The sequence below is a fragment of the Limnothrix sp. CMB-01 genome (assembly GCF_055193175.1).
In genome coordinates, this window is record NZ_CM143720.1 from 538,150 (window position 1) to 560,822 (window position 22,673).

The 22,673-nt window shown below is 55.7% G+C and carries 21 protein-coding genes; 13 read left to right on the top strand and 8 right to left on the bottom strand.

Annotated elements, in window-relative coordinates; all coding sequences use genetic code 11:
- The first annotated feature begins 446 nt into the window (after window positions 1-446).
- From atpD to ACZA91_RS02230, 3 genes are all read left to right on the top strand, one after another.
- Complete coding sequence (gene atpD / locus ACZA91_RS02220; protein WP_099532986.1) at window positions 447-1,898, top strand: F0F1 ATP synthase subunit beta; 1,452 nt, start codon at window positions 447-449, stop codon at window positions 1,896-1,898.
- Window positions 1,899-2,005: 107 nt separating this feature from the next.
- A complete protein-coding gene (atpC, locus tag ACZA91_RS02225) occupies window positions 2,006-2,407 on the top strand; it encodes an ATP synthase F1 subunit epsilon (protein ID WP_099532987.1) in 402 nt (133 codons plus the stop codon).
- Window positions 2,408-2,751: 344 nt separating this feature from the next.
- Window positions 2,752-3,138, top strand: a complete 387-nt coding sequence (locus tag ACZA91_RS02230; RefSeq protein WP_099533033.1) for a hypothetical protein — start codon at window positions 2,752-2,754, stop codon at window positions 3,136-3,138.
- A 272-nt stretch (window positions 3,139-3,410) separates the two neighbouring features.
- Here the strand turns inward: ACZA91_RS02230 and ACZA91_RS02235 are convergent, their stop codons facing one another.
- Window positions 3,411-3,941, bottom strand: coding sequence for a peroxiredoxin (locus ACZA91_RS02235; RefSeq protein ID WP_099532988.1), 531 nt, complete (start codon window positions 3,939-3,941; stop codon window positions 3,411-3,413).
- A gap of 294 nt (window positions 3,942-4,235) precedes the next feature.
- Here ACZA91_RS02235 and ACZA91_RS02240 point away from each other — a divergent pair, with 294 nt between their 5' ends.
- From ACZA91_RS02240 to rpsR, 5 genes are all read left to right on the top strand, one after another.
- Window positions 4,236-4,658 (top strand): ExbD/TolR family protein, encoded by a 423-nt coding sequence (locus ACZA91_RS02240; protein WP_463184482.1) that lies wholly within the window; start codon window positions 4,236-4,238, stop codon window positions 4,656-4,658.
- A 175-nt stretch (window positions 4,659-4,833) separates the two neighbouring features.
- Entirely contained in the window at window positions 4,834-5,379 is a 546-nt protein-coding gene (locus ACZA91_RS02245) for an RDD family protein (protein ID WP_463184483.1), read from the top strand.
- A gap of 26 nt (window positions 5,380-5,405) precedes the next feature.
- The gene (locus tag ACZA91_RS02250; RefSeq protein ID WP_190353865.1) at window positions 5,406-5,546 is read left to right on the top strand and encodes a hypothetical protein; all 141 of its coding nucleotides are present in this window, start codon (window positions 5,406-5,408) and stop codon (window positions 5,544-5,546) included.
- Entirely contained in the window at window positions 5,539-5,733 is a 195-nt protein-coding gene (rpmG, locus tag ACZA91_RS02255) for a 50S ribosomal protein L33 (protein WP_099532991.1), read from the top strand. Before ACZA91_RS02250 ends, rpmG begins: the two co-directional genes overlap by 8 nt.
- A 152-nt stretch (window positions 5,734-5,885) precedes the next feature.
- Window positions 5,886-6,101 (top strand): 30S ribosomal protein S18, encoded by a 216-nt coding sequence (rpsR, locus tag ACZA91_RS02260; RefSeq protein ID WP_099532992.1) that lies wholly within the window; start codon window positions 5,886-5,888, stop codon window positions 6,099-6,101.
- Between the two features lie 150 nt (window positions 6,102-6,251).
- Here rpsR and ACZA91_RS02265 read toward each other — a convergent pair whose 3' ends face one another.
- The 3 genes from ACZA91_RS02265 to rlmN form a co-directional block, all read right to left on the bottom strand.
- Entirely contained in the window at window positions 6,252-7,379 is a 1,128-nt protein-coding gene (locus tag ACZA91_RS02265; RefSeq protein ID WP_463184485.1) for a sirohydrochlorin chelatase, read from the bottom strand.
- A 369-nt stretch (window positions 7,380-7,748) separates the two neighbouring features.
- Window positions 7,749-8,978 carry a ribonuclease III gene (rnc, locus tag ACZA91_RS02270; RefSeq protein ID WP_463184487.1) on the bottom strand — a complete coding sequence of 410 codons (1,230 nt, stop codon included), beginning with the start codon at window positions 8,976-8,978 and terminating at the stop codon, window positions 7,749-7,751.
- A gap of 58 nt (window positions 8,979-9,036) precedes the next feature.
- Window positions 9,037-10,173, bottom strand: coding sequence for a dual-specificity RNA methyltransferase RlmN (gene rlmN, locus ACZA91_RS02275; protein WP_190531553.1), 1,137 nt, complete (start codon window positions 10,171-10,173; stop codon window positions 9,037-9,039).
- A gap of 221 nt (window positions 10,174-10,394) precedes the next feature.
- Here rlmN and ACZA91_RS02280 point away from each other — a divergent pair, with 221 nt between their 5' ends.
- Window positions 10,395-12,485: a hybrid sensor histidine kinase/response regulator gene (locus ACZA91_RS02280; RefSeq protein WP_463184489.1), complete on the top strand. Its 2,091-nt coding sequence runs from the start codon at window positions 10,395-10,397 to the stop codon at window positions 12,483-12,485.
- 8 nt (window positions 12,486-12,493) lie between these two features.
- On the opposite strand, the gene ACZA91_RS02285 is transcribed toward ACZA91_RS02280, so the two are convergent.
- Window positions 12,494-13,183, bottom strand: coding sequence for a phosphoribosylanthranilate isomerase (locus ACZA91_RS02285; protein WP_463184491.1), 690 nt, complete (start codon window positions 13,181-13,183; stop codon window positions 12,494-12,496).
- Window positions 13,184-13,704: 521 nt separating this feature from the next.
- Between ACZA91_RS02285 and psaK the strand changes: the two genes are divergently transcribed.
- Window positions 13,705-13,980: a photosystem I reaction center subunit PsaK gene (gene psaK, locus ACZA91_RS02290; protein ID WP_099533036.1), complete on the top strand. Its 276-nt coding sequence runs from the start codon at window positions 13,705-13,707 to the stop codon at window positions 13,978-13,980.
- Window positions 13,981-14,088: 108 nt separating this feature from the next.
- Here the strand turns inward: psaK and ACZA91_RS02295 are convergent, their stop codons facing one another.
- Entirely contained in the window at window positions 14,089-14,562 is a 474-nt protein-coding gene (locus ACZA91_RS02295; RefSeq protein WP_206753573.1) for a hypothetical protein, read from the bottom strand.
- Between the two features lie 40 nt (window positions 14,563-14,602).
- Window positions 14,603-14,971 (bottom strand): hypothetical protein, encoded by a 369-nt coding sequence (locus tag ACZA91_RS02300; RefSeq protein ID WP_463184493.1) that lies wholly within the window; start codon window positions 14,969-14,971, stop codon window positions 14,603-14,605.
- A gap of 317 nt (window positions 14,972-15,288) precedes the next feature.
- Between ACZA91_RS02300 and ccsB the strand changes: the two genes are divergently transcribed.
- From ccsB to ACZA91_RS02315, 3 genes are all read left to right on the top strand, one after another.
- Window positions 15,289-16,299 carry a c-type cytochrome biogenesis protein CcsB gene (ccsB, locus tag ACZA91_RS02305; RefSeq protein ID WP_099533000.1) on the top strand — a complete coding sequence of 337 codons (1,011 nt, stop codon included), beginning with the start codon at window positions 15,289-15,291 and terminating at the stop codon, window positions 16,297-16,299.
- A 23-nt stretch (window positions 16,300-16,322) separates the two neighbouring features.
- Entirely contained in the window at window positions 16,323-18,074 is a 1,752-nt protein-coding gene (locus tag ACZA91_RS02310) for a glycosyltransferase 61 family protein (RefSeq protein ID WP_463184495.1), read from the top strand.
- A 246-nt stretch (window positions 18,075-18,320) separates the two neighbouring features.
- Entirely contained in the window at window positions 18,321-20,108 is a 1,788-nt protein-coding gene (locus tag ACZA91_RS02315; RefSeq protein ID WP_099533002.1) for a chromosome segregation ATPase, read from the top strand.
- Between the two features lie 76 nt (window positions 20,109-20,184).
- Here ACZA91_RS02315 and ACZA91_RS02320 read toward each other — a convergent pair whose 3' ends face one another.
- Window positions 20,185-22,479, bottom strand: a complete 2,295-nt coding sequence (locus ACZA91_RS02320) for a VIT domain-containing protein (protein ID WP_463186375.1) — start codon at window positions 22,477-22,479, stop codon at window positions 20,185-20,187.
- Window positions 22,480-22,673 lie beyond the last annotated feature (194 nt).

Below are 22,673 nucleotides of genomic sequence, written 5' to 3' on the forward strand. Positions count from 1 at the left end.
AGGCGAGGAATTTTGAGGCGAAAACAGTTTCCCTGCTCAGCACTAACCCCCTCCAAACCCGTCAGCACCCGCCCGATCGCCCCAGATTCATCCCCCAGCGGCATCGCCCCGCTGCGCCTCCCAGGAATCGCCAATTCGCAAAACCAGAGCGTCCCGATCGCCCGATAATTTCCCAGTTCCTCGATCCCCAACCTTGGGATTCGATCGCCCCCCAGGGATTCACAGTGACCTGTGGCGCATCGGTGATAATCTGATACTTGGCAAAAATACCGATGAAGGCGCGCTGGCGTACCTTCAGTGCGGTTCGCCCCGTTAACACCGAGTTTGAAAAACCGCTCGCACCCCAATCAGCGATCGCCCGGTGTCTCCCACCACGACAGCGCGATCACTGGATTTGCGAGCAAGCCAACCCAGATCATTGAAGCGATAAACTCACAGGCTCGAGCATGGTCACCACCACTGAAAAAACCAACGTCGGCTACATCACGCAAGTCATCGGCCCCGTGATCGACGTGAAGTTCCCCGGCGGTAAATTGCCCCGCATTTACAACGCCCTCAAAGTCCAGGGAACGAACCGCGCCGGTCAAGAAGTTTCTGTGACCTGCGAAGTGCAACAGTTGCTCGGCGACCAACAAGTCCGTGCTGTGGCAATGAGCAGCACCGATGGTCTCGTGCGCGGCATGGAAGTCCAAGACACCGGTGCACCGATCAGCGTTCCCGTGGGTAAAGCCACGCTCGGCCGCATTTTCAACGTTTTGGGCGAACCCGTTGATAACCAAGGGCCCGTCGAAGCCACTGAATTTTCTCCCATCCACCGGGCAGCCCCCAAGCTGACCGAACTGGAAACCAAGCCCTCCGTGTTCGAAACCGGGATCAAGGTCGTTGACCTGCTGACCCCCTACCGTCGCGGCGGCAAAATCGGTCTGTTCGGCGGCGCTGGCGTGGGCAAGACCGTGATCATGATGGAATTGATCAACAACATTGCCACCCAGCACGGTGGGGTGTCGGTGTTTGCCGGTGTGGGCGAACGAACCCGCGAAGGGAACGACCTCTACAACGAAATGAAGGAGTCGGGCGTAATCAACGAGGAGAACCTGAAGGAGTCCAAGATTGCGCTGGTTTACGGCCAAATGAACGAGCCGCCGGGAGCACGGATGCGTGTTGGCCTGTCGGGTCTGACCATGGCTGAATACTTCCGCGACACCAACAAGCAAGACGTGCTGTTGTTTGTGGACAACATCTTCCGCTTTGTGCAAGCCGGTTCGGAAGTATCGGCGCTGCTGGGTCGGATGCCCTCCGCCGTGGGTTACCAGCCCACCCTGGGTACGGATGTGGGTGACCTGCAAGAGCGGATTACCTCGACCACCGAAGGCTCGATCACCTCGATTCAAGCCGTCTACGTGCCCGCAGATGACTTGACCGACCCCGCTCCGGCAACCACCTTTGCCCACTTGGACGGTACCACCGTGTTGTCCCGGGGCTTGGCCGCTAAGGGAATCTACCCGGCTGTGGATCCGTTGGGTTCGACCTCGACGATGCTGCAACCGGCGATCGTGGGTCGCGATCACTACGACACGGCTCGGGCGGTGCAAGCCACCCTGCAACGCTACAAGGAACTGCAAGACATCATCGCCATTTTGGGTCTGGATGAATTGTCTGAAGAAGACCGCTTGACGGTGGCCCGCGCCCGGAAGCTGGAGCGTTTCCTGTCGCAGCCGTTCTTCGTGGCGGAAGTGTTTACCGGCTCGCCTGGTAAGTACGTGACCCTGGAAGACACGATCAAGGGCTTCAAGCTGATCCTGTCGGGTGAGCTGGATAAGTATCCTGAGCAAGCCTTCTATATGGTTGGCGACATCGATGAAGCGATCGCCAAGGGCGAAAAGCTGCTGAATAGCTAGTTTTTAAATCGCGTTGCGGAATGCGGGGGCTGGGCTAACCGGTCTCCGCTGCCGCTGGTGTTGTTTGTTCACGGTGTTGCAATTCCGCTCGATCGAGCCAAGAGGTTATGAGCTTAACAGTTCGTGTTATTTCCCCAGACAAGACCGTTTGGGATAACCAGGCAGAGGAAGTGATCCTGCCGAGTACCACAGGACAGTTAGGCATCCTACCCGGCCACGCGCCGCTGCTGACGGCGTTGGGCACGGGAGTGATGCGTGTTCGGGTCAGTAAGGATTGGTTGCCGATCGCCCTGATGGGTGGCTTTGCTGAAATCGAAGATAACGAAGTGACGGTGCTGGTGAATGGAGCCGAACGGGGTGACTCGATCGACCGTTCCGCCGCCCAAGCAGAATATACCGACGCAGAAGCTCGGGTAGCTGCCGCTAACAGTCCTCAAGAGAAAATTAAGGCAACCCAAGCCCTCAAACGCGCCCGTGCTCGGGTGCAGGCGGCTGGTGGCACGGTTTAGACCGCCAACCAATTTTCATATTTTCTCGATCTCAATATCTATTTGTTGATGATCTTGATTATTCAGATCAACGATTGGATTGACTCATCCAAGGCGGGGTAGGGCTAAACCTATCCCGCTTTTCTTTATCCTGTTCCGATCTCGCTTCTATCCATCTCGCTTTTAATGAGAAGAGGCAACTTTGCTCACCGGTCGCGGGGATCCGTCGGTCTTCGCGTCAGGGTTTTGGTAATCTCCTCCGAACGATCAAAATCATGCAAATTTCAGGTTTATTGCGGGTGATCGGGCAGCAACTGAGCAAACGGCTGGGACAATGCGGGGCGATCGGCCTGTTGGGCTTGTTGATGTGGCTGATGGTTCCCACTGGTGCGGCCCAAGCCCTCACCAATATCAAGCTGTCGGATTTGAACTATCGGGAATGTCCGGCTGAAGTGGCCGCTGGGGCCGTCACCTCTGGTGGCGCAACGCTGCCGGCCAAATGCTTCATCGTCTATGGCAAGGCAAACAACACCACGGGAAAAACGGTGTTTGATGCGGATATCTTTGGGCGAATCTATGACGCGACGGATAATTCCATTATGGAAAATCGCACTCGTTTGGGCGCGATCGAGCAAATTCCGCCCGGCGTGAGCGAATTTGAGTTTCGGATTTCTGTGCCCGTCAGCCAACCGGAACCACTCCAGCTCAAGCAATTTAAGGCAGCAGGGTTCACCGCTCGCGTGCGTCGTTAATGGGTCGCCAAGATGGCTACCCACCCTTGGGATGAGTCTTGGAATTAACCCAAAGATGCCTATCTAATTGCCATAACCATCCCGAGCTAACAGAAAAAACGACAGCAAAAACAGCAGCAAGAACGACAGCAAAAAGAGGGGCCCGTCTTTTCACTTGCCCCTCCTCGATGACATGGGTTAATTGAGCTAAGCCGCTCGATCGATCAAGCCGATCAAATCGATCCAGTTAATCCAATCAGTCGAATCGATCAATTGAGTCGATCGAGCAGTTTTTATGACTGCACCGACTTCAAGTAAGCCAGCATCGTATCAGCATCAGAAACTTCAAAAGGATCGCTGGGAGCATTGTCTCCATAGCCAGGTTCAATGAACATCTTTTCGATCGCGCCGTCATTGACCACCATGGAATAGCGCCAGGAACGCATCCCAAAACCCAGATTGGACTTGTCTACCAACATGCCCATCTTGCGAGTAAATTCCCCATTGCCATCGGGCAGCAAGAAGACATTCTGGGCGTTTTGTTGTTTGCCCCATTGAAACATCACAAAGGCATCATTCACCGACAAACAAACCACCGCATCCACACCTAGGCTCTTAATTTCTTCATAGAGTTCTTCGTAGCGCGGCAGATGGCTGGTGGAACAGGTGGGCGTGAAAGCACCCGGCAGCGAAAACAACACAACGCGCTTGCCACCGAAGAGGTCTTGGGTGCTGAGATCTTGCCAACGGAAGGGGTTAGGGCCCGGCACGGACTCATCGCGGACGCGGGTTTTGAACACAACATCGGGGACACGATCGAGCATGGTGGTGACTTCCTTATGGGTGAGGTGGAATCTTGCCTAAACTCATAATGATTATGACTTACAAGAAATGATTTGACAAGGGAAGAATTTGACAAGCGATCGCTCTTGGTCGGCGATCGATGCGCCTATAACCGATCTAAGGAGGGGTAGTCGCTAAAATCAACGCAGTGCAATCATTAATTTCAACTGATTTAACTGTTGCGAGCGTGGGCACTCCCAGCATGGGCACTCCCAGCATGGGCGAACAGATCGGGACTAAATTTCGTTGCAGTTATTGAAATTGGGGCACAGGTGATGAATTTTCTGGATTCGGATGATGATCCGCCCCTTCAAATTAACGTCACACCTATGGTGGACGTGATTTTTGCGATTCTGGCGTTTTTTGTGGTGGCTACGGCTTTCTTGACCCGATCGCGGGGTTTGCCGGTGAACTTGCCCAGCGCCGCCACGGGCCAAGCCCAAACCCAGTCAATGCCAGTGGTGACGGTGGATGCGGCGGGAAATTTGGCAGTCGATCGACAGCCGATCCCGATCGAGCAATTACCCACCCTAGTGCAGGCAAAGTTGGGGCCCCGCACCCCAGACCAACCCATGCGCACCGTAGCCATTGAGGCCGATCGAGCCGTGAGCCACGGGCGAGTGGTGGAAGTGATGGATCGGTTGCGCCAAATCCCCAACCTGCAATTGGCGATCGCGACGAGATCGGGCAACCCCTAACCCCAAGAGCCTGAGCCTTGGGATTCCGAGCCATGACAATCCCAGCTATGACAGTTCGAGCCATGGCATTAATGGCATTATTTGGGGAGAATCGCAGCAGACCACTGCGCTGATTCTGATGCGTTGATTCTGAATTAGATCTCCCCCTCCTCCTCATCGTTTAGGCTCACCTGCCATGCGCGATCGCCTTGAACCTGCTCCTTACCTTCCCCGTGTGCCCCTGTGGCGGCGTGGTGTGGCCACGGCGATCGATGCGGTCATTGGGGGACTGTTCAGCAGCCTGTTGGGAGCCGGGTTTGAACTGCCGGTTTTTGTGATCCTGTGGCTCCTGGTGCGGGTGGTGATGGTAGCCAATAATCGCGGCCAAAGCATTGGGCGATTGGCCATGGATATCAAACTGGTGAACCCCCGCACCCGCCGCCTGCCAACGATGGTGGAGCTGACCCAACGGGAGGGCATCGTGGGCATTGAAGCTTGGCTGGCCTTGCAAGGATTGTCCCTGTTGTCACAGGTGAACCCGGTGGCGCTGCTTTGTTTGGCTCCGGCAATTGTCGATGGCATTGTGACGGCTACGGACGAAAGCCGCCAACAACAGTCCTTTCACGATCGCCTGATTGGATCGATTGTGGTGCAAACTTCTCGGGGGTTTTCCCTAGATCTGAAGGTGCAACGGTGGTATCGTCTTCTGCGCGATCGAACTGAGCGTTTTATGCGAAGATAGAGTGCTGCAAAACTGCCCGAATCCGTTTGCGGACAAAATCAGCAGTTCTGCTCGATCGGCGATCGCCCCCCGCCTGTTTTGCCCAGTGCCAATGCGGCGGCGCACGATCGTCCAATCGCAAACCCTTTGCACCGATCGAACCATTAGGAGTTTCCCACCGTGGCTAAAGGTAAAGACGTACGGCTCGTGATCACCCTGGAGTGCACCGAGTGCCGCACCAACACCGACAAGCGCTCGCCCGGCGTGTCGCGCTACACCACCCAAAAGAACCGCCGCAACACCACCGCGCGCTTGGAACTGAAAAAGTTCTGCCCCCACTGCAACAAGCACACAGTGCACCGCGAAATTAAGTAATTTTTCGCCCATAACCCAGTCCTTGCCCGGAGCGCTCGATCGCCCCGGTCGCGGATTGTGCAGTCTCGTTATACGAACTCGGTGCGATCGGCTGTTTCCAAGCCGAGCCGCCCGCTTTTCCTGAATCACCCCTGAATCCTTAGCGAATCACCATGGCTTACTATCGTCGTCGCGTTTCTCCCCTCAAACCCGAAGAGCCGATCGACTACAAAGACGTTGATCTGCTGCGTCGCTTCATCACCGAACGCGGCAAAATCCTGCCCCGTCGTGTAACCGGTCTGACGGCCAAGCAACAACGCGATTTGGCTGTAGCCATCAAGCGCGCCCGCATCCTGGCCCTGCTGCCATTCATCAACAAAGAAGCCTAGATCTCCGTTTGGCATTTGGTTTTTAAGCCTTTGGGTTTTTCTAAACCTTTTGCCTAGAAACGCTGTATTTAAGGTGTTTAAAAGGGGCGATCGACTAGTTCGATCGCCCCTTTTGTTTGCAAGTGTTGTCCAAAAACTGCCAACGAAACCCTAGGGAACTCGCCAAGCCTTTTCGTGATAATCGTTTTGAGTGGCGTAGGGGTCGGGCGCATCGTGACTGTGCCCATGGCCGTGATCATGACTATGACCGTGACTATGCCCATGGCTGTGGCCGTGATCATGACTATGCCCATGGCTGTGAGCATGATGCCCGTGATCGTGACTATGGCCGTGGCCGTGATCGTGGTGATGATGGCCGCTCGCCATCGCGTCCGGGGCGATCGCTTCGCCATCATCCTGACCCAAGCCCAACAGATTACGACTCACGGCCCGGCGGAACTTGCATAGCTCGCAGTTCATGGCCACCTGACCGGCGATCGCCTCCTGTTCCCGCTCCTTCACCAACTCAAACAAGACGGGATCTAAGCCAATTTCCGGCAGGGATTGGATTTGCACATCGGGGCGATCGAGCCGCGCTTGGTCGGAATAGCCGTGAATCCGTTTCATCAGCGCCCCCGTGAACAGGAAGTGCGGCAACACCACCACCCGTTTGGGGTTCCAAGTCCAAGCTCGTTCCCAACCCGCATCCAAACGCGGATGGGTGATTCCACTAAAACACAGCTCCAATCCCTTGAAGCCGCTGCCTTCCCAGAGCACCCGTGCCAACTTATAAGCATCGCCATTGGCATCGGGATCCGAAGCGCCACGACCCACGAACAGCAACACTGATTCATCGCGGGGGATTTCACTTTGCCGATCGAGTTCCTCCAAGCGTGATCGCCACAATTCCACCAGGCGATCGGCCACGCCAAAATGGCGACCATAGTGGAACTTCAGCCCCGGATGGCGGGCCCGGGCGCGATCGAGTTCATTGGTCACATCAAACTTGTTGTGCCGCGCCGCAAACAGCAACACCGGCAGGGCGGTCATTTCTTGGTAGCCCATGGCCACCATTCGATCGACCCCTTCTTGAATCGACGGTTCCGTCAACTCCAAAAAACAAGGAACAACGGGCCGCGAGGTGTCATAGGCCGCAAAGGCTTCCACAAACTCCATGAAGGTGCGGCGGCCATCGTCGTCGCGCGTGCCGTGACCAATCAACAGCAGCGGAAACTTGTCACGGGTGGACGGGGCGATCGCTTCAACGGACTCAGCGGACTTAACAGACACATTCAGCATGGATTTCAGTTCGCGCCCCGGTGCATCGCCGAGGGTCTAAGGGAATGGGTGATTTGAACTGACGGGGCGATCAGTTTCCGCGTTTTTAATGGCTCACAGCCGATCGAATGCCACTCGCACAGGACAGGGAAGCAGCGCGATCGCCCCAGCAGATTGGAGGCATTCCGACTCATGGTTTGCTCAGGGCTGGCTAAGCATATTTGTTGGCACAGCCCCACCAATCACGGCTGCGGCACAGTCGCGGAATTTCACCGCCATTTCCCACCAAGCTGCCGAAATACCTTAGCACCTTGCCCGGTCTGGTACATTGCCCCTACTGGGGATCGGAGCTGGCTGGGCCAGCCGGGTCAGTATTTGGAACGATGGCAATCACGGGCGATCGACCTCAAACCCTTCCGCTTTCAGCATAGCTAAAGTTGCGATTGCCGCTTGGGTTTCTGCCGCTTTGATCGTGTCACCAATGCCTTGACCGTAGGGGAAATGAGCAATCTGGACGAGCACTGTCCAGGGTGGGCCTTGTGGAGATCGACAATAGACTAACTCATCAACCGAACCGAATATTGCTGAATTTCCTGGCTGTTGTAGAAATTCCTGAAGAGCATTTTTAGGATGTCGGGCTGTTGCGCCTTCGTAACCCAGTTTATCGATCACTTGATCAAGCTTTGGCCAGAAGAATGCCTGAACTGCTGCCAAACCAGAATCAAGATAGTAGGCTCCGATTAATGCTTCAAAGGCATTAGCAAGAACCGAGTTCTTTTGACTGATCTTCTGATCACGCTTAAGCCCATTTCCCAGCCTCAGACAATCACTCAAATTAAGCTGACTGGCAAAGAACTCAAGTTGTGTATTCTCTACAATTCGAGACTTGATCTGAGTTAGTTCCCCTTCAGTGAGGTATGGGTGTTTATTGTGGATATACTCAGCCACCACCAACCCCAAAACGGAATCGCCTAAAAACTCCAGCCGTTCATTGTCATCACCACTGCTTGGGTGTTCATTCTTATAAGACCTATGGGTCAAAGCCTGGTTCAGGAGGCTGCGATTCTGGAACGGAATTTGAGAAATGAGGCGATCGCACTGCTCTTGAAACTGTCGGTCTGCTTGCGTGTTAGGGTTTCGTCCCCATTGCTGCGCTTGGTTTTGATGACTCAAGGCTAGCAATGCTTCATTTTGCTGGGTTACTACCTCTTCCAATAGAGGCGAGCCGATGGCCTGTAGTAACCGACGAATGCTATCGAGCGATCGATAAACATCTGCGGTGGGAAATTCCGATTCATGGGCCCACTGGTTACGAATTTCCTGAAGTTCATTCACTAGAACTTTGTCGCTTTTGCTTAATCGGTCTTTAAAGACCTTGGTGTAATTTTTATCTAGAATTGTTAGTAAATTAGCTACATCTTCACTAATGATTTTGATAGGAGAATAGTTTTTTAGAATTGGTTGGGCTGTTCGCTGCTTAGGCAAAGACTGTAGAGAATTTTTGGCCCAATCATCACCATACCCTGCCTGCATGGCTTCTTGAATGAAAGGAAACAATCCCTGGCGCAGAAGTTCTAGACCACGGGTGATCGTTTCCTTTCCCCAGTTTTGGTTTGACATGATGTGAATTCACAATGACTAGTTTCATGGTAGTCAGCAATTCACATTTCGTGGGAACCTAGCGGCGACGATCGCCCCCAAAGCGGCCGATTTTGCCGGTGGTTTTGCCTAGGTTGGCGCGGAGTTGGCCACAGGCTGCGTCCGACTCCAGGCCCCGGGTGCGGCGAACACTGACGGCGACGCGGCGATCGTCCAGGGTTTGCATGAAGTCCCGCACGCGCATCGGGTCGGAGCGCTGGTAGTCCACCTCCGCGATCGGGTTGTAGGGAATTAGGTTGACGTGGGCTTGGAACCCGCGCAACAACTCCGCTAGCTCGGCGGCACAGTCGCGGCTGTCGTTGACCCCTGCCAACAGGATGTATTCAAAAGTGACGCGGCGGCTGGTTTCGGCGGCATAGTCGCGGCAGTCTTCGATCAGCTCTTCAATCGGGTATTGGGCGGCACTGGGGACGATCGATTCACGAATTTCCTGGTTGGGCGCGTGGAGGCTGACGGCCAAGGTGGCTTGCAGCCGTTCGTTGGCGAGCTGCCGAATTCGGCCGGGAATGCCCACGGTGGAAATGGTGATGTAGCGCTTGCCGATGCCGATGTCTTGGTTGAGCGATCGCGTTGCACTCAGCACAGCGGCGGGGTTATGCAGCGGTTCACCCATGCCCATGAACACCACATTGCTGACCCGGCGATCGAAGTCTTCTTGGACGGTCAGCACCTGATCCAGAATTTCTGATCGCGACAGGTTCCGCACAAAGCCGCCCTTGCCCGTGGCGCAAAAGTCACAGGCCATGGCGCAGCCCACTTGGGATGAGACGCAAACCGTCAGCCGATCGCGGGTGGGAATGCCCACGGTTTCCACGATTTGCCCGTCGGTCATTTTCAGCAAGAATTTCACGGTTCCGTCATGGCTTTCGGAGCGGTGGTGCAGTTCCGATCGACCGATCGGGATGTCGGCGGCCGCTTCCCGCCAGTTTTTGGGAAAGACGGTGATATCCATCAGCGATCGGGCCCCGCGTTCGTAGATCCATTGGTGCAACTGCTTGGCACGATAGGCGGGCTGGCCCTGGTCTTTCACCCATTGGGTGAGTTCCGTGAGGGAGCCACCCAACAGCGGCGGCAGGGGCTGACGATCGGGGCGGGACTGCAAAATCTGCGAATCGGTTTGGGCGGCGGTGTTCAGGGCGATCGGGGCGGGAGCCATGGTCAAGTCTCAGGACAAAGGGCCGAACAAACTCCCATGCGCCGTCGCCACTGGCCAAGCGGGCGATCGGGCGTGGGGGTTTGGAAATTGGGCGGATCAACGGCGGGCGATCGTGAAGCGATTCAGTAGCCGATTAGGGGTCGATCGAAGCCTGTATTAGCTTAGATCGTAGCGACTCTGATCGATGATTGCCCCGTTGTTTGTTTCTTCCCCGTCTCTCCATGACCCTCGAAGCCGAAAACGCCCGCCTCCAGCAGCGCGTGCATGAGCTGGAACAACAACTGGCCCAATGGCGCGATCGCCCAACCGCCGGGCCGCCGCCCAAGCCCTACGGCATCAACTTGGATCGGACGCAGGAACCCACAGAAGTGGATCCCTTTAACTCCGAGGGGCTGTTTCGGGCCTATGTGGAAACCGCCAATGACATGGTGTATGCGGTGGATCTGCTGGGGCGACTGGTGTTTATTAATCCCTACGGAGAGCGGCTGTTGGGGATTGAACCGGGCGAATGGCGCGGCCGCCCCTACATGGACTTTGTGGCTCCGGCTTTTCAGGAACCCACGGGCCAGGCCTTTGCCAACCTGTTGCATACGGGCGAGCTGATGGATTTTGAGTTTGCGCTGCTCGATCGCGCTGGTCGAGAAATTCACATGCAGGTGAATGGGCGTTTGCTCTATGCGGGGGGAGAGTTGATTGGTGGCTTGGGCATTGCGCGGGACATCACCGATCGCAAGCAGGCAGAACAGCAGGTGCAGATGTTTGTGCGGGCCCTGGAATCAACCCACGACAGCACCGCGATCGCGGACTTGCAGGGGGGCTTAATCTATGCGAACCCGGCGACCGATCGGGTTTTTGGTTGGATCACGGGGCCCAACCGCCCCCAAAATGCAGCGGCTTTTTATCCAGAAGCGGGCGCAAAACAAGTGCATTGGCTGGTGCAGCAGGCGATCGACGGCGGTTGGAGCGGGGAAGTCATTTGCCAGCGCCAAGGGGGCGATCGGTTCCCTGCGTTGGTCTCGGTGGGGCCCGTGCCCGACGAGCAGGGCCGTCCCGTGGCCTTTTCGATCGTTACCCGCGACATCAGTGATCAAAAGCAAACCCAAGCGGAGTTGGCAGCCAAAAACTTGGAGTTGGAGCGGGCCAGCCAATTGAAATCCGCCTTTTTAGCCAACATGTCCCATGAGTTGCGCACACCGCTGACGGCTATTTTGGGCTTTTCTTCCCTGCTGAAGCAGCAGCTCTATGGGCCCCTGAACGAAAAACAGATGGTTTATATCGAGCAAATTCGCAAGAGTGGTGATCACCTGCTCAGTTTGATTAATGACGTGTTGGATCTGTCCAAAATTGAGGCGGGCCAAATTGAGCTGGCGATCGAGGCGATCGATGTGCCCACCCTTTGCGATTCGGCGTTGGCCCTGGTCAGTCAACAGGCGGCCGATCGGGATATTCGGATCCGCAAACGAATTCCCAAGCGCTTACAACCCCTGATGGCCGACGAGGTGCGTGTGCGCCAAATGCTGTTGAACCTGCTCAGTAATGCGGTCAAGTTTTCCCATGAGGGGGGCGAAATTGGCCTTGAGGCGATCGAGCGAGGCGGCTACGTGCATTTTTGCGTGTGGGATCACGGGATCGGAATTCCCGAAGAAGCCCGCGCCGTCATGTTCCAGCCCTTTCATCAACTGGATAATTCCCTCTCCCGTCGGCACCAGGGCACGGGGTTGGGCCTGTCCCTCACCCGACAGTTAGCGGAATTGCACGGCGGCTCCGTGGACTTTGAATCCAAGCTGGGCCAGGGCAGCACCTTCACGATTCGGTTGCCCTTAACCTTTGTGCCTCCCGGTCGATCGCCCGCACCGGCCATTCAACCCGGCGCATCGGCGGCGCGCGTGATGGCGGCGGAACAGGCCCGGCCACCGCAAATTTTGGTTGTTGAAGACGATTCGACCAATGCCAAGTTGCTGCAAGACCTGTTGAGCAGTTGGGGTTGTGGCGTGGCGATCGCCCCAGACGGTTGGCGGGCGATCGATTGGCTAGACAGTCACCCGGTGGATTTGGTGTTGCTGGATATTCAACTGCCGGACATGGACGGGCTGGCGGTCTTGCAGCAAATCCGTAGTGATGAACGTTGGCAGGATTTACCCGTGGTGGCGGCCACAGCCCTGGCCATGGAGCACGATCGCCAGCGCTGTTTAGCCGCCGGGATGCAGGGCTATCTCAGCAAGCCGCTGGATCATCAAGCCTTGCGGGCGATCGTGGCCGAATTCACCGGCTATCATCCTGTTGGCCCAGCCAGTGACGACGGTAGCGATTAGCCCAGCCCTTAAGACTCCAAGGGGCGATCGGTGACCGGCGCGGCCAAGGGCAACCGTTGGCGCAACACCCGAAACAACCGAGCCACCTGCTCCAGGTCTTTATCAGCGGGCCCCCGCTCCACCCCGCTCGACAGATCAATCCCGATCGGGGCAGCCATGGCCAGGGTGTCGATCGCTTGGAGTACGTTATCGGGGGTAATGCCACCCGCCAAAAACCAAGGCAGGGGCGATCGCCAAGCTTGTAACCGCTGCCAATCGAGGGTGTGGCCCGTGCCGCCCAAGGCCTCAGGCCGGTAAGCATCCAACAACAGAGCATCCACCGCCGTTGCGTAGGCTTCTGCTAAATCAAGGGTTTCCGCCGATCGCACCCGCAGCGCTTTCCAAAGGGTTTGATGGGGCAAGCGCGATCGCACCGCTTCGCAAAACTCCGGGGACTCATCCCCATGCAGTTGCACGATCGTCAGGTTACCTGTGGTCACGGTTGCGGCAATCGTGTCCAAATCCGTGTTCGCAAAAATGCCCACCCGCTCCACTGCACAGCCCGCCGCCACCAGCCGATCGCTCACCAAGCGCATTTGCGCCGGACTGACATAGCGCGGCGAAGCGGGCACAGCAATAAACCCGATCGCCCAAGCACCTAAACGGGCGATCGCCACCGCTTGGTCAGGATCCTTCAGTCCGCAAATTTTGACGAGCATCAGCAAAAATTCCGAAAAATTCCAAGCCTGAGCGTTGTAATCGGGCCTTGTTGTCCAAAAACCCTAAGGTTGGCAATGTTGAGTACTGTTAAAGTCTACCGAAACTTCTGTTAAGTCTTAATAACAGGGCTGTCTACCCCTGAGATCGGGTTTCTATAATTTGGCCGGTTTCCGCTGCGGGGAGTCAGCAGGCTGCAATGGTTCATTCATGGCCATTTGAGTTAGTCATGAGCTAGTCATAAGCTATCCATGAGCCGTCAATAACCGATCAAAATAACCGATCAATGGGTCATGAATTTGAGTCATGAATTTGAGTCATGAATTTGCACCAATACATTGGCCCCATTTTGATCCAATCAGCAGTTCCCAGCAGCCCGATTCCTTCACAACCTGTTTACAATATCAATTTCCATTGGATTTTTAACGCTTTGCTCTTGGGCAATTTCTGTTAATCATCCTCAACAATTGATGGCTTTAGCAATTAATGGCTTTAGCATTCTGAATCCTTGGAGGAACGACCCTTGTTTAATCTATTCACGATTCAAAATCTTTTGGCCACCGCCACCACCACGGAATGGTCACCCAATGTGGGGATCATCATGATCACTTGCAATGTGTTTGCGATCGTGATTGGTTACTACGCGATTCAAAAGCGCGGCGTTGGCCCCACTTTGCCCTTGCCTTTGCCTGCCATTTTCACCGGGTTTGGGATTCCGGAATTGTTGGCAACCGCGAGCTTTGGTCACCTGTTGGGAGCAGGGATGATTTTAGGTTTGGCTAACGCTGGTTTGCTGTAGGGTTTAGCTGCTCAACTTCGGCTTTAAAACCGCACGTTAGCATCACGCGAAAGTTTCCACCCAATTTTCAGAACAAGGGGTTTAAAACCAAGATCTTAAGCCCCTTGTTTATCGACTAGATCGCCTAAGCGTACTAATTGATAGCACTAACAGAAAACCGTAAATTACCAGAAGGGGCAAAAAGGATTGCTCGATCGCACTCCAATGGGGCGGTTGATTTTGAGAACTGATTTCGCCTAAATTTCCCCACCAAACCTGAGCCAGGCTATAGCATTGATTGCCTTGCTTGAAACCATAGCAATTCCCCGGACTCACGATAATTGCCAAAATTTGGCTAACCAGAACCAAGACTAAAAATAACGGCTTGACTTGCAACCGATATCCACGATATCGACTGGTTAAGGTTGCCAGCCACAGAATTAAAAATCCATAGAATGGCAAGAGAAAAAATAGATAAACAATCCAAGCCAGCATGGTAAACGAGCTACCCATAAACAGCAGGGTGCTCAAGAGTAAATAGCTCAGAAAACAGAACCAAAATTGCCGAAGCGAGAGCCAGGGCAGAGAAGGCGGAAAGGACATTCTAGTTACGAAGTTTTACTGAATTAGTCCCTGGCGGCCATCAGAAATTCTCATCCGTTTCGTCCGCCTCCAGATCAATAATCCAATCCTGAACGAGTTGGGCAAATTCCTCGATCGACAGGGTGCAACTTGGCGATTCGTCATCCACCGTGTCTTCAATCGTGGCGCGATCGCCCGACAGATTCAAACAATAGGCATTACCCAACCGCTCCCAACCGTCTAGTTCCCCCGTTCGCACCGCTTCTAGCTTTTCGAGCAATTCTGTCGCCGCTGCTTTCACCCGCTGAATATCCAGGGTTAAAAACGCGATCGCCCGCTTTTGGGCGGTCTGTTGCGCTTGGGGGGGCTGGGGTGGTTCCGGTTCGGGCATGTTAGACGGCTCGGGGCGATCGGGAAAAAGGGGGTTCATGGGTCGGAATGGCTTGACTGGTTGGGCGATTGGGAACAGCAATCAGGGGCTTGTTTGTTAGTTTACCGGCCCCGATCGGCCGGGCCCCAAGATCCAGTTCGGCGGCGCAAACGGTGATTGCCTCCCAAGACCAGACTTTCTGGCTCCCTAGTTCTCTAAAATCGATAGAGAAGAAAACACCGCGATCGAATCGTTTCCCCAACCCAACATCCCGCCACGGTCAACCGCCGTCGCTGCCGAAACTTGCACGGAATCGATCGGGAGTTGATAGGGTGGATGGTTGGGATTACTAGGGGCTTTTAAACCCGCCGTAAGCTATGGATTTGGTTGTACTGCAAACCTGGTTAGATAACGCATCGTTTGGCATCCTGCTGGTGACGATGCTGCTGTATTGGGTGGGGGCGGCGTTTCCCCAATGGATTCTGTTGGGATCCTTGGGCACGGCTGGCATGGCGATCGCCAACCTCTGCATGGCGGCATTGTTGGGCGCACGATGGATTGAGGCGGGCTATTTCCCCCTCAGCAATTTATATGAATCGCTGTTTTTCCTCGCTTGGGGAATCACGGCTGTCCATTTGTTGACCGAACGCAACAGCCGCAGCCGCTGGGTTGGAATTGTCACGGCTCCCGTGGCTATGGGGATTACGGCCTTTGCGGCCCTGTCCCTCCCGGACAGTATGCAGGCCGCCGAGCCGTTGGTTCCGGCCCTGAAGTCCAACTGGCTGATGATGCATGTGAGCGTGATGATGCTCAGCTATTCGGCCCTGATGGTGGGGTCGCTGCTGGCGATCGCCTTTTTGATTGTGACGAAGGGGCAGAATGTGACCCTGCGCGGTAGCTCCGTGGGCACGGGCAGTTTTCGGGATAAGGTGGCGCGGCTGGCGGTCAGTACGGCGGCCGTTGAAGCGCCGGCCGCCCTGTCGATCGGGGGTGAAGCTAGCGGGGTTGCCCTGCTCGATCGCCCCGCCACTGACAGCACCACCGCCCTGAACCTGTCGCCCCAACGGTTGACCCTGGCGGACACCCTGGATAACATCAGCTACCGAACAATCGGGCTGGGCTTTCCCCTGCTCACCATTGGCATCATTGCCGGTGGCGTGTGGGCCAACGAAGCTTGGGGATCCTACTGGAGCTGGGATCCTAAAGAAACCTGGGCTTTCATCACCTGGTTGGTGTTCGCTGCCTATCTCCACGCCCGCTTAACCAAAGGCTGGCAAGGCCGCAAACCAGCGATCCTGGCCGCCTTGGGCTTTGTGGTGGTTTGGGTTTGCTATTTGGGCGTGAACCTGCTGGGCAAGGGCCTGCATTCCTACGGCTGGTTTTTCTAAGGGTTAATCAACGGCTAGTTCCTGTGGCGGCATCAGACCTCACCCCAGACCTGCAGCGGCTGCTCGATCGAGCGGCCGCTTGTCGTGAGCAGGGCAATTGGCCCGAGGCGATCGTGCTCGATCGACAGGCGATCCAGTTGGCTCCTGATTCCGCCCTGGCCTACGGTTCCTTAGCCCAGTCGCTGCGGGGAGCCGATCGCCGACCAGCGGCCGTCCAAGCCTGGAACCAAGCGATCGCCCAAGGATTGCCCCAGCCCTCCCAAACGGCGATCGCCCATTGGGAACTCGGCAAACTCCAATGGGAACTGGGAGAACATAATGGGGCGATCGCGCAGTTCCTCAATGCGATCGCGCTGAACCCCACCCTCATTTCCCTGCAAACCCTCGATGATCTGAGTCGTTGGCTGCGACGGCGCGATCGACCCACCGAAGCCACCGCCTTCGAGCAAGCTGCCTTGAAACGGCTCATTCCCGAAGTTCGCCAATTAATCCACCAGGGCAATGCAACCCTCGCAGCCCGCTGGTGTTTGCGGGTGTTACGTATTGCCCCAGACTCTCATGCACCTCATAATCTCCTTTTTGAGGCATTTACAGCCCTTGATCGACATGAAGAGGCTCGCAGTTGTCTCTATCGAAGTATCCCAGATGCGTTATTAGATGAATTTATTCCTGATCTACTATGCTCGATTGAACGTTTACCATTAATTGACAATACAGAAAACGGAATAGAACAGTTAGTAGAATGGCCAATTTCTGATTCCTCAGAGATACCCGAGCCGCAGCCGATTCTTGCAGATCATAATGTTACCACCTTTGCCCCGCTCGGCCCGCTTGGCCAATTTCCTCGCCACTGCTGGGCCATTGAGCAGGGGCGTGTTTGGGTAGATTCTTGCAATCGAGTATTCTGGAATCGAGATGGAGCGGTAATTGATGGTCTGTCAATTGGAGCAGAGCGCCTGATTACTACTTCCAATCAACTCTCGCATCCCCAATACATTGCAGGAACAGTAGCTGTCATTGCCAAGCAAAATACCAATAATTACTTTCACTGGGTTACTGAGTTCCTACCTCAAGTGATTGATCTTCTAGAATTCTCAAAATCCATAGGTCAAACAATCGATTACTGGTACTTTCATGGAGAGTCTTTGCCTTTTCAGATTCAAAGCTTAGAAGCGCTGGGAATCAGTGAGAAGAATTGTATTTCTAGCCAATTCATTAATCATTTGGCAGCCGACACAATTTTGACATTTAATTTTCTGGGCATCATTGAGTGCCATAGCCGGAGTCTTCACAAACTACGTGATTGGCTGTTACCTAGAAATAATTTGAATTCATATCCATCGAAACGTTTATATTTATCCCGTTCCCGTGCTCGACGAGTTTTAAATGAAAACGAGCTGTATCCAATCTTAGAGAAATTTAACTTTGAGTATGTTTCTGAGGGCTTGTCATTTACTGAACAAGTTGACCTCTTTTCGCAAGCAGAAGTTATCGCCGGCCCTCATGGAGCGGCTTTCACAAACATGATTTGGTGTCAAAAATCCGTGAAGATATTAGAATTTTTTGCTCCAAGCTATGTCAATCAATGCTACTGGCGCATGAGTCACCAATTAGGTTTTCAATATTATTACTTGCCAGGTAATACTGTTCTCAATAATTCTCATCCTTCTCTTAGTCAAATCAGCTTTTATCATAATCTAACTCTCTCACCACCAACTCTTGTTCAAGCACTGGAACGTTGCTTTAATTCGAATGAAAGCTACAATTGCACATAATTCATTTGAATCCTTTAAAATAAACCACCACACTTTGGATGCTGAGTTTCAACTTTCTAGGTTTAGGGTCTTAATCATGCATATAGCTGACTGATCAAGCTAGCTTGATCCAAACTCTCAATCTCTGATTCCCAATGGTGATAACGAAGTTGATTGCATGATTGCGATCCCCGTCGTCTCTCCACTAAGGTTAAAATTCGGGACGCGATCGACTCGTTCGATCCAAACCTTGCTGAGTGCGTCACTGTGATTTCGCCCAAACCTGCTCATCGTTCTTGGTTGGTGCTGTCGGCTGCCATTGGTGGCGCGTTGCTGGTTGTGACGGCCCTGGCGATCGCCCTGTTGTTGCGGGTTCCGGCCTTGCCCAACTGCCCCGCCATCTTTTGGCCGCTGGCTTCGGCTTCCATGCGCCTTTACTGCGCGGAAGTGGCGGCCAACAAGCGGACGGTGCGGGATTTGCTGGAGGCGATCGCCCTGGTGGAGGTGCTCCCGGCAGATCACGAATTGCGCCCCCAAGCGAATCGCTACTTAGTCGCTTGGGTGGAGGAAATTTTGCGGTTGGCGGATGGGGCCGTGCAAGCGGGCAACTTGGAAGAGGCGCTGAAAATTGCTCGTCAGATCCCAACAACGGTTCCCAATCACGGCCAAGTGAAAGCACAGATGGCCGACTGGGAGCGGGACTGGCGGGAGGCAGAAGGCATCTATAACGCGGTGATTGGGGCGATCGACCAACGCAAGTGGGATGCGGCGATCGGGAATGCTAACCGGCTGGTGCGTGGCCCCCTGCGCTATTGGGCAACGGTCAAACACGATGAGCTGCGGGTGCTGATTGCGGAAACGCGCCAGGATGATGGACGGATTCGCCGGGCCCTGGCGCTGGCAAAAGGTGGCAATCCCGATCGCTTTGAGCAGGCCTTTGAACTGCTGCGGGGCATTGAAGCACGGCGGCGACTTTATCCCCTTGCGCAACAGACAATCGCGGATTTAACGGAACAGGTGCTGACCCTGGCCCAGGCAAGTATCGATCGCGGCAATGGAGAGGCGGCGTTGCGGTGGGCGGATTTGCTGCCCGATCGGGAATCGTTGCGGGCCCAGGCGGAAGATTTACGCAACCTGGCAACGGCGGAAACGGCGGCCAAAGGGGGCACGCCTAAGGATTTGGAAGTGGCGATCGAGGAGGCCAGCAAAATTCCGGAAGGGCGACCCCTCTATGAACGGGCCCAAGCCAAAATTGCCCAATGGCGACGGGACAGCGAAGATGCAGCGCGGTTGGAGCGAGCAAAAGAGTTAGCCCAATCGGGCACATTGGTAGACTTGACCAACGCCATTTCCCAGGCTCAGGAAATTCCGGACACCAGCGGTTTGGCGGCCCTGGCGCGGCGGGAAATTACCAACTGGAGCCGTCAAATTCAAGAACTGCGCGATCGCCCCCTGTTGGATCAAGCGGAAACCCTGGCCGGTCAGGGGCGTTGGGCCGAGGCGATCGCCCAAGCCCAGCGCATTGAACCGGAAAGCCCTTTGGCTGCCGATGCCCGTCGTCGGGTGGCCGCTTGGCGAGCGGAGTTGGAACAGCGACAGGACGAGCCGATTTTGCAACAGGCGGAGGAGCTGGCTCGGGGGGGCGACCTCGCGGGGGCGATCGACATGGCGAACCAAATTGCCAGTGGCCGATCGCTCTATCGCCAGGCCCAACAGGCGATCGCCCGTTGGCAAACCCAGCGCCAAGATCAACAACAACTCACGGAGGCCCAACAGCTCGCCACCGCCAACAGTCCGGACGGCCTCGTGAGCGCCATCCTGCTGGCCGATCGGGTCAAACGCAACAGCCCTTGGCGGAGTCAGGCTGACGGTAACATTGCCCGCTGGAGCCAGCAGCTTTTAGCTTTGGCCCAACAGCAGGCGGCCAACGGCGACTTACCCGGTGCGGTGGCCTTGGCTCGCCGCATTCCCCGGGCAGCCACCACCTACGAGGCTGCCCAAACCCAAATTAGCGCTTGGCAGCGGTGGATCTCGCCTGCGCCAGCCAGCCCCTAACCTCGATGAAGCCCATCAGGTCACGGTTTTGGCTGTGCAGTTTTGGCTGTGCAGTTTTGGCTATTCAGACATCCCCCTAGCGCAATTCCACTTGCAATTGAAGCGATCGCAAATTGGTTGGAGCATTGGTCCAACGCAGCAGCACTTGCCGGAATTGGGCCGCTTGCTCGGGGGTCAGGACACTGGAAACCGTGTCATCCCAAACCACGCCCACCACGGAACCGCGTTCCAGGGTGAGGGTAACCACGAACGTCCCCCGCAGATTAGCTGGCAAATTGCGCTTGAGGTGTTGCGTGAGCTGCTCGATCGCTCGTTGATCCAATCCCGGTGCGCTGGCAATCTGCACCGTGGGGCCTGTTGGCAAAGGAGACGTAAGATCGCCCTCCACTTCCCCAGCGGGCGGCGGCGGGGCGATCGGGAGGGGCGCGGGTTGCAAGCCGCTGCGGCCACCCGTGGGGCGCGGGGGAGCACCCACCGATCGAGCCGCCTCGGAGCGATCAGATGCGCCAAAGAAGCCTTCATAGCTGGTTCCTTCTGGCAACTCCACGGGAACCGTCACCCGCTGGGTTGAACCATCCGGGTTGACACGCACTTCCTCACTCACGGCCACAAAGGCGGTGTATTGAGACAAAACTCGGTAGGCCAAGGAGGTTTCAACCACCCGATCAATCAGGGATTTCACCTCGTTGCCATAGAGCTGATTCATGAGGTCTTTGATCCGTGACCGGGCCCAGAGTTGAGCAATGGCCGGTCGATCGCTCTGACTAAACTCCACCTTGAACCGTTGCTCAAAGGGTTGGTTACCGGCGGTTCTGCCCGTCACAATTAGGGTTCCGGGGGCGCGATCAGCCTTGCGCCCAAAGATCACCAGGGGTTGAGCCGCAAACAGATCCGGCGCGGCGGCCGGATAAAGATCTGGGCCGGGGCCGGGCCCTTCCCAACGCACCCGCACCTCCGTGAGCACCGGGTTGGCAATTTGACGAAAGAATTTTTCCACGGGAGCGTCGGTGGTTTCGTCTTGGCGCACCACTTGCAGGGTTCCGCGTCCCACTTCCGCCAAGCGATCGAGCAAAAAGCGGTTGACGGAACTGCCCACCCCAAAGCTAAACAGCCGATTTCCGGGCTTCAGATTGCGCTGAACGCTGGCGATCACCTCCCGATCGTTGCCAATGTAGCCATCGGTCAGCAGCACCACACTCCGCAACCGCCCCGCTTCGGCCGCTGGAAACCGCAATACCTCATCGATGCCCGCTTGCAGATTAGTCCCGCCGTTGGCTTGCAGGGCTTCAATGTAGCCCAAGGCCCGCTGTCGGTTGGCGGCGGTGTTGGCCAAGGGGCGATCGGATAAGCGGGTGGCCGCGTTGGCAAAGTCAATGATCGTGAAGGTGTCGTTGGGATTCAGACCATTGATGAAACGGCGCATCAATTCCTTGGACTTGGCCAACGGCTGCCCCTGTTGGGAACCGGAGGTGTCCATCAAGAACACCACATCCTTGGGCACGATCGCCCGCTGGGGATAGCCAATCGCCGGGATCAGATATAGCCCAAAGAAACCGCCCCGATCGTCCCCTTGGGTGAGCACACTGGCTTGGGTGTTGGCCCCCGCCACCCGATAGCGGAGGATGAAGTCTTTGTTGGGAATCGAGTCCGCTGGGGACAGTTGCACGGCGGTGAAGCGCCCCTTGCCGGTGAAGTCGATTTTGTGGGAGGGCGATCGCACCGCTTCGATCGGCACGCCCGCATCGATCGACAATCGGAGGCTGATGTCATGGCCCGATCGACTGCCGGGGGGCAACACTGGCGGATTAATCCGCGAACCATCGGGCACTTGATCCGTGCTGCCATTGGGGCCGATCGGGTTGCCGGGGTTATACCGCGGCCCCACCACCATTGGGAACACAAATTCATAATCCCCCCCTTCAAACTTCAGGGATTCGGTGTATTGAATGGTGACTTGGATCGCTTCCCCGGGACGAATGTTAGCCAAAGATTGGGTGAAGATATTATCGCGCTCTTGCTCCAGCAGTCCGGCTGTACGCCCCTCTTGGCGGGCTTGCTCATAAATTTGGCGGGCTTCTTCGCGGGTTTTTAAATTTCCCTTAATCACCCGATCGCCAATCCGAATTTCCATATCGTCCACGGCGGCATTTTCCGGCAGTGGAAAGACATAAACCGCCTCCAAAGGGCGATCGAACGGATTGGTAAAGATCTGTTGCACCGTCACTCGCGACAGGTTGCCGGTCACCTGGGCGATCACCTCGGTTTTATCCAACACAAACCGATCGAGCGAGCCATCGGGATTGGGGGCATAAAGACCGCCCACCGGGCGATCGGGCTGGGGCGAAACCATCGGGCGGCCCTCCGGAGACATTCGTTGTGTTAACTGAGCAGCGGGAGCAACCGTGGGGCGAGTTATGGCAGTCATGGCATCGGTTTTGGGCATCGATCGCGCCATCACGGGTGCTGACGACTGGACCATCACGCCCCCCGCAGCCAGCACCACCATCCACCCGATCACCGTCATTTGCTTACTCATTTCGATCCCCATGGCCTCACACCGGGCCC

Excerpts from the sequence above, each read along its gene's own strand:
- ACZA91_RS02245 (WP_463184483.1), top strand. The coding sequence starts at position 4,834 with ATGCGCGATCGCCTTGAACCTGCTCCTTACCTTCCCCGTGTGCCCCTG.
- atpD (WP_099532986.1), top strand. The coding sequence starts at position 447 with ATGGTCACCACCACTGAAAAAACCAACGTCGGCTACATCACGCAAGTC.
- ACZA91_RS02230 (WP_099533033.1), top strand. The coding sequence starts at position 2,752 with ATGTGGCTGATGGTTCCCACTGGTGCGGCCCAAGCCCTCACCAATATC.
- ACZA91_RS02300 (WP_463184493.1), bottom strand. The coding sequence starts at position 14,971 with ATGAACCCCCTTTTTCCCGATCGCCCCGAGCCGTCTAACATGCCCGAA.
- ACZA91_RS02280 (WP_463184489.1), top strand. The coding sequence starts at position 10,395 with ATGACCCTCGAAGCCGAAAACGCCCGCCTCCAGCAGCGCGTGCATGAG.
- ACZA91_RS02320 (WP_463186375.1), bottom strand. The coding sequence starts at position 22,479 with ATGTCTCCGGAGGGCCGCCCGATGGTTTCGCCCCAGCCCGATCGCCCG.
- ACZA91_RS02235 (WP_099532988.1), bottom strand. The coding sequence starts at position 3,941 with ATGCTCGATCGTGTCCCCGATGTTGTGTTCAAAACCCGCGTCCGCGAT.
- ccsB (WP_099533000.1), top strand. The coding sequence starts at position 15,289 with ATGGATTTGGTTGTACTGCAAACCTGGTTAGATAACGCATCGTTTGGC.
- ACZA91_RS02265 (WP_463184485.1), bottom strand. The coding sequence starts at position 7,379 with ATGCTGAATGTGTCTGTTAAGTCCGCTGAGTCCGTTGAAGCGATCGCC.
- rnc (WP_463184487.1), bottom strand. The coding sequence starts at position 8,978 with ATGTCAAACCAAAACTGGGGAAAGGAAACGATCACCCGTGGTCTAGAA.
- ACZA91_RS02295 (WP_206753573.1), bottom strand. The coding sequence starts at position 14,562 with ATGTCCTTTCCGCCTTCTCTGCCCTGGCTCTCGCTTCGGCAATTTTGG.
- atpC (WP_099532987.1), top strand. The coding sequence starts at position 2,006 with ATGAGCTTAACAGTTCGTGTTATTTCCCCAGACAAGACCGTTTGGGAT.
- rpsR (WP_099532992.1), top strand. The coding sequence starts at position 5,886 with ATGGCTTACTATCGTCGTCGCGTTTCTCCCCTCAAACCCGAAGAGCCG.
- ACZA91_RS02285 (WP_463184491.1), bottom strand. The coding sequence starts at position 13,183 with ATGCTCGTCAAAATTTGCGGACTGAAGGATCCTGACCAAGCGGTGGCG.
- ACZA91_RS02240 (WP_463184482.1), top strand. The coding sequence starts at position 4,236 with ATGAATTTTCTGGATTCGGATGATGATCCGCCCCTTCAAATTAACGTC.
- rlmN (WP_190531553.1), bottom strand. The coding sequence starts at position 10,173 with ATGGCTCCCGCCCCGATCGCCCTGAACACCGCCGCCCAAACCGATTCG.